Origin of the sequence: Caldisericum sp., from assembly GCA_022759145.1 — a bacterium.
Classification (GTDB): domain Bacteria; phylum Caldisericota; class Caldisericia; order Caldisericales; family Caldisericaceae; genus Caldisericum.
This window is the reverse complement of the sequence record JAEMPV010000045.1, coordinates 1-8,332: the sequence shown is the minus strand read 5'-3', so window position 1 is coordinate 8,332 and position 8,332 is coordinate 1. Positions and strand designations below refer to the sequence as shown.

Annotated in this window: 8 protein-coding genes; 3 read left to right on the top strand and 5 right to left on the bottom strand. The window is 39.2% G+C overall.

Annotation, left to right across the window (positions count from 1 at the left end; genetic code table 11):
- Nucleotides 1-17: 17 nt before the first annotated feature.
- Both JHC30_02860 and JHC30_02855 read right to left on the bottom strand, forming a co-directional pair.
- Nucleotides 18-626, bottom strand: a complete 609-nt coding sequence (locus tag JHC30_02860; GenBank protein MCI4463095.1) for a class I SAM-dependent methyltransferase — start codon at nt 624-626, stop codon at nt 18-20.
- Nucleotides 627-679: 53 nt separating this feature from the next.
- Nucleotides 680-1,330 carry a hemolysin III family protein gene (locus tag JHC30_02855; GenBank protein MCI4463094.1) on the bottom strand — a complete coding sequence of 217 codons (651 nt, stop codon included), beginning with the start codon at nt 1,328-1,330 and terminating at the stop codon, nt 680-682.
- Nucleotides 1,331-1,524: 194 nt separating this feature from the next.
- On the opposite strand from JHC30_02855, the gene JHC30_02850 reads away from it, so the two are divergent.
- The 3 genes from JHC30_02850 to JHC30_02840 are packed head-to-tail and all read left to right on the top strand — an operon-like array spanning nt 1,525 to nt 4,776.
- Nucleotides 1,525-2,316, top strand: coding sequence for an electron transfer flavoprotein subunit beta/FixA family protein (locus tag JHC30_02850; GenBank protein MCI4463093.1), 792 nt, complete (start codon nt 1,525-1,527; stop codon nt 2,314-2,316).
- 13 nt (nt 2,317-2,329) lie between these two features.
- Nucleotides 2,330-3,352 carry an electron transfer flavoprotein subunit alpha/FixB family protein gene (locus JHC30_02845; protein MCI4463092.1) on the top strand — a complete coding sequence of 341 codons (1,023 nt, stop codon included), beginning with the start codon at nt 2,330-2,332 and terminating at the stop codon, nt 3,350-3,352.
- Entirely contained in the window at nt 3,352-4,776 is a 1,425-nt protein-coding gene (locus tag JHC30_02840; GenBank protein MCI4463091.1) for an FAD-binding oxidoreductase, read from the top strand. The genes JHC30_02845 and JHC30_02840 overlap by 1 nt, the downstream gene beginning before the upstream one ends.
- A 111-nt stretch (nt 4,777-4,887) precedes the next feature.
- On the opposite strand, the gene JHC30_02835 is transcribed toward JHC30_02840, so the two are convergent.
- The 3 genes from JHC30_02835 to JHC30_02825 are packed head-to-tail and all read right to left on the bottom strand — an operon-like array spanning nt 4,888 to nt 8,260.
- Nucleotides 4,888-7,194: a transketolase gene (locus JHC30_02835; protein MCI4463090.1), complete on the bottom strand. Its 2,307-nt coding sequence runs from the start codon at nt 7,192-7,194 to the stop codon at nt 4,888-4,890.
- A gap of 2 nt (nt 7,195-7,196) precedes the next feature.
- Entirely contained in the window at nt 7,197-8,018 is an 822-nt protein-coding gene (locus JHC30_02830; GenBank protein MCI4463089.1) for a transaldolase, read from the bottom strand.
- On the bottom strand, nt 8,015-8,260 hold the full coding sequence (locus tag JHC30_02825) for a hypothetical protein (GenBank protein MCI4463088.1): 246 nt from the start codon (nt 8,258-8,260) through the stop codon (nt 8,015-8,017). The genes JHC30_02830 and JHC30_02825 overlap by 4 nt, the downstream gene beginning before the upstream one ends.
- Between the last annotated feature and the right edge of the window lie 72 nt (nt 8,261-8,332).

The following is an 8,332-nucleotide window of genomic DNA, read 5'->3' as shown; positions in this document are numbered from 1 at the left end:
AAAAATACAGGAAATAACTACTTGGACAAAACTACTATTTCGAAAATTGTTGAATAAAATTCAGTTGATATGACATTTGCATTTGTCTTCTTAACAAGGTATTTTATACCGCCATGCCTTCTAAAGTTCAGGTAATTTTTGAAGTGGTTAATACCTGCAATAAATTCAACAAACACTACACCCAAATCTGATGATAATGTTTGAGCAGGAATTAGGTAATCTGCAATAATAACTCTATTTGCAATTCTCAGCGCTTCGTTAAGAAGAACAATTCTTTCTTCCTCTTCCATTTCGTGTAAGGACATAGAAAATGACGCAAAGTCGAACTCTTTGTCTTTAAAGTTATTGAGGACATCAACACCACCGTGGAAAAAATCAACATTTTTGAGCTTTCTTTCGTTTTTTACCTTGTTTGCAAGGTCTATCATCTTTGAAGAAAGGTCAACACCAACTGCAAACTCACATACCGAACTTGCTTCCATTACAAGTGCACCGGTTCCGCAACCAATGTCGATGAATTTATTACATCCCTTAATATTATTAAGTATCTTCTGCCTTAACCCTGAAAGATTTGGGTCTATTAACATCCTGTATATTTCACCGTCGTAGTAGTGTATCTTGTCCATTGTGTACTATTTTAACCCACAAAAAGAATTAGTCAAGCACAAAAATAGACAAACTAAAGATATAGCAAGACTGCAAGATAGTGAAGGATACTACCGCCAAGGACAAAGAAGTGCCAAATGAAGTGATTGTATCGATATCTTTGGAAGGCGTAGAAAAATACTCCTATTGTGTAGGTCAATCCTCCCAGAACAAGAAGGATTAAAGCACCTTTGGGAAGATTTCTAACAAGGGTTTTCCATGCGAAAAGTATTAAATATCCCATTATTAAATATGTAGTAGTAAAAAGCACGGAGTATTTCCCCACAAAGAAGACCTTTAAGACAATCCCTATTATTGCAAGCACCCAGACTAAAATAAATATGTTTCTTCCTAAAGTTCCACCAATTGAAATGAGGGCAAAAGGAGTATAAGTGCCTGCTATGAGAAGGTAGATTGCTGAGTGGTCTAAAAGACGCAAAATCCTTTTTAGTTTTTCACTTTTTACATTGATATAAAGCGAGTGGTAAAGTGTTGAAGCAGTATAAAGAAGTGTAAGTGTAATTCCAAAGACAATAAATGACAGAAGTTTGGTAGGATTATGAGACCTTACACCTTTAATTACGAGCAACACTAGACCCGCAATACTCAGCGCTATCCCAACGCCGTGTGTGATGCTATTGCCAACTTCCTCTTTCTTATAAAGTGGTTTTTCTTTAATTTTCACAAAAAGAATTTTACCACAGATTATGGAGTTTTAAAAACAACGGGTTTTTTTATTAAGGCTCATTCCTTCAATCCTATCGCCAATTCTATATCGAAATTACCTATTTTACTCTATTGTAAAAACTAAATTTTGAATATAAAATACTAAAATTTGAATGGTTTGAAAGATTAAGAAAATAAATATGGAGGTAGAATATGAGAATTGCAGTGCTTGTAAAGCAGGTTCCGGCAACAGACAAGGTAAAGATGGATGAAAAAACGGGGACAATGGTTAGAAGCGCTATGGAATCTGAATTAAACCCATTAGATCTGTATGCAGTAGAAGAAGCTGTCAGACTTAAAGAAAGAATCGAAGGGACAGAAATTACCGTTATTTCAATGGGACCACCTGCAGCATCTGATGCAATTAGAGAAGCAATCGCTATGGGATGTGATAAAGGAATCCTTTTGTCAGACAGAGCCTTTGCAGGGGCTGATACCTGGGCTACTGCCCTTACTTTATCAACCGCTATAAAGAAGGTTGGCAATTTTGATTTAATTTTTGCAGGAGAAAGAGCAACAGATGGCGAAACAGGACAGGTTGGACCAAGCGTTGCTGCACAACTTAATATGCCTGCGCTTACCTATGTGAGCAAAATCAGGGACATCAAGGATGGAAAAATTATTGTTGAAAGGGCAGTTGAAGGAGGTCATGAGGTTGTTGAAGCAGAACTTCCCGTATTAATAACTGTTGTTAAAGAAATAAACGAACCAAGAGTGCCAAATCTCAAAGGAAAGTTAAAAGCTAAAAAGATAGATATTCCTGTTGTGACCGCAAAAGAACTGGGGTTGGATCCTTCTAAAGTTGGTCTCAGTGGCTCTCCTACAAGGGTTGTAAAGATATTTTATCCAACACTTTCTCGAAATGGTATTATCGTTGAGGGAAAAGATCCTGAGAAAGCAGTAGAGAAACTTCTTCAATTTTTGAAAGATAAAGCACTCATTTAGGTTGGAGGACACTATGAAAGCAAATGAAGGAAATTTCCAGGGTATATGGACTTTAGGAGAGGAACGTGAAGGCAAAATTAGCCCTGTTTCTTATGAACTCCTTACCTGGGGAAGAGAATTAGCAGACAAAAGAGGCACTTTCCTTGCAAGCGTTATCCTCGGACATAACATTAAGGAAAATGTGAAAGACCTCATTTATCATGGCGCAGATATTGTTTATGTTGTTGATCATCCTGCTTTAGCACATTTTGCACCTGATGCATATGTGAATGTCCTTGAAAAATTGGTCAAGGAATTTTTGCCAGAAGTTTTCATTGCATCTGCAACCACATATGGAAGAACCATAATGCCTATGCTTGCCGCCAAAATAGAAACAGGTCTTACAGCGGATTGCACAGGTTTGGATATTGAGCCTGAATCAGGTCTTTTAATCCAGACACGACCTGCTATTGGTGGCAATGTTATGGCTACAATTAAGACAGCAGATTATAGACCTCAAATGGCAACTGTGAGACCAAAATCCAAAAAGCCACTTCCAAAAGATGAATCAAGAAAAGGTGAGGTTATCGTAAAAGAATATCCCGAAGATACTTATTCTTCCAAGGTAAAATTCTTAGAGTTCATAAAAGATGAAACTGCAACTCTACCTATTCAAGAAGCAGATATAATAGTTGCAGGCGGTAAGGGCTTGAAGGATGCAAAGAATTTTAAGTTGCTTTATGATCTTGCAGAGTTGTTGGGTGGCTCTGTTGGAGCATCAAGACAAGCGGTTGATATGGGATGGGTTCCTTACTCGCATCAGGTTGGTCTCTCTGGGAAAACGGTAAGTCCTCGACTCTACATTGCAATTGGAATTTCTGGTGCAGTTCAGCATATCGCAGGAATGTCATCTTCTGGAACTATTGTTGCCATTAATAGCGATCCAGATGCAAACATATTCAAGATTGCTGACTTTGGAATTGTTGGAGATTTATTTGAAATTGTTCCTGTATTGATTCAAAAATTGAAAGAATACAAGAATGAAGGAGGGCAATAATGGGCGATTACAATAAGGTAACAGAATCTCTTGTAAAAGAGTTGAGAAGGATAGCAGGCGACAAGGCTGTAATTTATGAGGATAAAGAGGCGTTGGAGAGCTATTCTGCAGATGAATCAGGAGGAAAATATTATGCTCATATGCCAGATGTGGTTGTTAAACCGGAAAATAGTGAACAAATTGCAAAAATCGTGAAGCTTGCAAACAAGGAGCACATACCAATTACACCACGAGGTGCTGGAAGTGGATTAGCAGGAGGTGCTGTTCCTCTTTATGGAGGTATTGTTATATCCCTTGAAAGAATGAACAGGCTTTTGGAAATTGATAAGGCGAATCTTGTTGCTGTTGCTGAACCCGGGGTTGTGACAAATGACCTCTGCAAAAAAGTTGCTGATTATGGATTGTATTATGCAGGATATCCAATGAGCGTAGAAACAAGTTTTATTGGTGGCAATGTTGCAACAAATGCGGGCGGAAGTAAGGTAATAAAGTATGGAAATACTGGGCACCATGTGCTTGGCATAGAAGCAGTTTTGCCAAATGGTGAAATAGTGCAATTTGGGGGAAAAAGAAGGAAGGATTCAAGTGGTTATGAGTTTGTGAAATTTCTTGTAGGATCCGAAGGAACCCTTGCAGTATTCACAAAAATATTCGTAAACCTTATTCCACTTCCCGGTAAGACTGTTGACCTTTTAGTTCCTTTTGCAAGCATAGAGGATGCTATTAAGAATGTTTCTTTAGCAATTACGGAAAGCAAAGTCCTACCAACCGCAGTAGAGTTTATTGATAAGCTTTCTGTCCAGTTAGGCGTAAAATACAACAATACTTCGCTTCCTTTTCAAGATGAAGCAGAAGCCTTTCTCATATTACAGTTTGAAGGAAGGACAAAAGAAGAGCTGGAAGATATATATGAAAAAGCAGGAGAAGTTCTTCTTGCAAATGGTGCATTAGATGTGTTTGTTGCCGATAACAGGAGCACATCCGAGAAAATTTGGAAAGTGCGTCGAAACTGGCTTGAAGCTATTAAGGCAGCCGACCCTTATGTCCCAACTGGCGATGTTGTTGTGCCAACCTCTGAAATTCCTGAACTTATGGACTATATAGAGCAAACATCTAAGGAGTATAAGGTTAAGATACCTGTTGCAGGACATGCAGCTGATGGAAATCTTCATCCAGCTCCAATGAAACCGGAAGGAATGAAACCAGAGGAATGGAAGGATTATTCTGAGGAAATACTTGATAAGATTGCAATTAAAGCGGGAGAATTAGGAGGTGCAGTAAGCGGAGAGCATGGGATTGGATTTATTAAAAAGAAGGTTTTAGCAGAAACAAAGAAAGAAGAAGTAAAGGTAATGAAGGAAGTTAAGAAGTTATTTGATCCGGGTAACATTATGAATCCGGGGAAGTTATTTGATTTAGATTAAAAATTCTATTTATCAGAAGATAGAAAGCAGTCTAATGCCCGTTTAGTAAATTATGACAAATCAAAAACAGGGGCTTTTACGCCCCTGAAAAAAGCATTTATTCTATGGTCTTTATTTTACAATCTCTGCGATTCTTGCAAGCCTCTTTTCACGATCCCTTACAAATCTTTCGATGCCTTCAAAGACATGCTTCGGGTCGAGGTGTGCTTCTTCTACGACCTCATCAACTGTGCCACCTGTTCGCCATCTGTTGTCCCAGTCTGAGGAAAGGGAGTATTCTTTAACAACAGGGTTTGCTATCCAGTGATGCATAAGCTTTATTGACTCATTTGTAATAACCATCGAGTCGTGCCATAGTTTCCATGGAAGGACCTTATCTTTATACTCCTGCGGTTCTCTTCTAAATAGTTCATAACTTGGAGTTGAAACTATCCTGACATTAAGCTTTGCTTCCTTTAGTTGTGGAATTACCTTGATAACAGATAGAGTGGAACTTGTCCCCTGAACGATAACTGTTCCCATTGGTTCTAAGCCAGGCTCAAAGTCCTTAAGTATATATGCACCATGCGCTGCCTCGAAGTGTGAAGCAAGCCCCAGGGCACTTCTATCTGGAATAGGAATTGCAGGTCTTGTAAGGACAAGTGCAATGATATGTGCGTCGAGTTCAAGTGCCCTTCCAAGAAGAACAGGCACTTCATTTGCCTCCCACGGAACAAGATCAATTACATGTCCCTCGGGGAAGAGATCCCTTACACCAGGTGCAAAGATTCCGAAATGTGTCCTAGAGTCATCTGCAGTTTCTGGTCCTGAGTGTCCCATAACCCATATGGTCTTTCCAAGTTTGATTTGACAATCCTGAGCCATTTGTGAGAAGAGCCTCATCATACCATACTTTAGATACGCAAAAGAGCCATATGTTGAAGAGGCAGAATAAAAACCATTGAACTCGTTAAAGGGATCTTCGGAGAAATTAACAGATGCGATCCCAACGGAGATTCCTGAGTTGACAAACTCCGTTATTTCCTGCGGAAGGAGAACACCTTTTCTGTTTCTTACCTTATCATACCAGCCAAAACCAGGGAAATCACCATATGGCTTTGCAAAACCTGAAATCTGAGTGGAGTCTGCAAGGTCTGCTGACATTGCTATGAAAAGTGGCCTTCCATATTTCTTACCAACATATGCGTTAATCCATGCACCCCACTTTGAAAATGCCTCTCTATTTGCAGCATGACTTCCTGGGGCAAAGTAGAGGTCTTGAGGATAATTCTTGTAATCATACAGTACCTTATCCTTAAGAGGATTTTCTCCCTTAAGTTCAAAAGAATCAATATTTTCAGGAACTTTTCCCGCAATTTCAAGAAGCCTATCTGCGATAAAATTGAGAAGTTCTCTATCGTTATAGACAACACTCATTGCAACTTCGATGTTGTCCTTGAACTGCTTGTAAATTTCTTCCTGTGTTTTTGGTGCTGGCTCTCCAAAACCTACGAACTTCACGCCGTATTTATCCTGAAACTCCTTTTTCGTTTCCCAGAATAACTCCGAATTCATTTTGTGTGGTGATCCATGCGATGCATTGTCATACTTAAGATACCCACGCCCTTTTCTTGTCTTGAAATATGCGGCATTAGGGACATTTGGTTCAATTCTTGATTCATCGAAAAGTTCCGCTTCAGTTTTGAAAACTTCTCTAAAGTCGCTTCCGTTATCAGTTCCAATCACACGCCATCCATGGCAACCAAACCACTCCTTTGGAGTCCCATACACTGTTTCTGCAACCGGATGATCATCAATACCGTAGTTATTCCAATCAATGAGGAAGAAAAGATTGTCAAGCCCTAATCCCCACGCAGAGTTTGCAGTCTCATGGAAACCACCTGGTGTAAGTCCTGCATCACCTTCGATTACCACAACCTTAACCTTGTCTGCACCTGCTCTCTTTAAGGCAACCGCCTCACCTGCAGCGGCAGTTATACCATGACCTGAAGGACCTGTGTTGAACTTGAGAAAGAGTGTTTTTCCTTCAAACTCAGCATGCCCTGAAAGTCCTTTATTCCTTCTAAAACCAAGTAAATCCTCTGGTAGAAGTGCAAATTCTCTTCTTAATTTGAACTTTTCATCGTGAGTCTCCTCGTATTTCTTCTGAACCGCTCCATTAAGAACTGCAAGTGTTGCATAGACAAGGGGGATTGTATGACCTGCACCTAAAATAAACCTGTCGGAAAATCTTTTTTCTGGATACCTTATGTCGTAGTGTAAGAATCCTGAAAGCATAAGGGTTACAAACATGTGCATCTTTGAACGTGATCCACCTGGGTGACCGCTTTGCCTGTAGTTAAGCATAAGGTCGATAAGGGTGTCTACTACATCACCAACTTTTTCAAAATACTTTAGTTCTTTTTCGTTTATTTCCATAGTTACTCTCCTTTCCCGAAAATTTCTTTATATTCAATTTCTACATCTCTAACAAAATTGATCATTCCTTCTTCTGTTTTAACATGCTTTGTCATATCCTTTAAAACATAAAAAGGCACTGTTGCAATATCGCAACCTACTTCTAAAATTTCTCTTACTTGCCTTGCATTCCTAACGGATGCCGCAATTATTTTAGTAGAAAACCTGTAATTTTCAAAGATTTCTTTAACAATCGAAAGCATGTGGACGCCACTTACAATGCCATTATCGTTAACTATCTCCTCGTCGTGTTCTATGCCATCAGAGGGGAAGTAGTCCTCTTTCTTGAATTCCATTCCAATCTTGCTTCGAAGGTAATCGTCAATCCTTCCAACAAATGGGCTTACATAATCTGCGCCTGCCTTTGCCGCTAAAAACGCCTGTTCAGGTGTCATAACAAGGGTTACATTAACCGGAATCCCTGCTTGCTTCAGTTCTCGCACTGCTTTTATGCCGTCAAAGTCGTCACCATCGCCAATATTTGGATTTATAGGAATCTTTACCACTACATTACTTGCGATGTAGTTGAACTTTTCGTAAAGAATGGTTCCTTCCCTTACCATATTTTTTGGGTCTGTGCTAATGACCTCCAAACTTACAGGACGCAACCTCCCTGCGGTTCTTAAAATCTCTTTTATGTAATCTTCCATAGAATTTATTTGAGACCTGTACTTCTGAAGCGCTTTTTTGATAAGGGTTGGGTTGGTAGTTACTCCGTCAACAATGCCCCAGGAGATTGCAGTCTTAATCTCTTCAATATCCGCTGTATCGATGAAGATTTTCATAGGTCATCATCTCCGCTTTTCATATAGTAGTGGATCGGCAAGGCAATAAGAATAATTGCAAGCCCAACAGGTCCTGTTAAAAGCCCTAATATAAACCATCCAAAGGCGTTTCGCCCTTTCTTGTGAGCAACTATAGCAGTGGGAATTGCGAATATCAAAAGGACAACCAAAACAATTATAGGAACTATAAGTTCAATACCTATTCCAAGCAAACTCAACTGATTAAAAAATTCCATGCCCATTTTTTACCTCCTTCAAACTATTTTAGCATAACAATGCCAATTCTACAATTTTAAAAATATTTCTCTAAAAAG